General features: G+C 71.4%; 1 protein-coding gene. It reads left to right on the forward strand.

Annotation, left to right across the window (positions count from 1 at the left end; genetic code table 11):
- On the forward strand, positions 1 to 343 hold a 343-nt coding region (locus tag ACNAVT_RS31860), incomplete at both ends, for a replication initiator (RefSeq protein ID WP_416301710.1).

Here is a 343-nt window from a genome sequence, read left to right on the forward strand (position 1 = left end):
ACGCCGACACCATCGGCGACTACGCCGACCCCGACGGCGACCACACCGCCCGCCTCATCGACGCCTGCTGGCGCATCGGCCGACCCACCGCAACCCCGATCCCCCTGTCCGAGCGGCCCCGCGAACCACGGCCCACACCCGGCTTCGTCCAGCGTTGGGAGTGCCCCGACTGCGGCACCCACACCCGCTACGCCGCCTGCCCCGTCTGCGTAGCCCACCGTCAAGCCGCCCTTGACACCGAACCGACGAAACCAGCGACGACCAACCCATACGCCCGGCTACGCCGATGGGCGCACATGCTCGGCTACGGCGGCCACTTCCTCACCAAAGGCCGCCGCTACTC

It is taken from the genome of Micromonospora sp. SL4-19, assembly GCF_047921475.1.
Taxonomy (GTDB): domain Bacteria; phylum Actinomycetota; class Actinomycetes; order Mycobacteriales; family Micromonosporaceae; genus Micromonospora.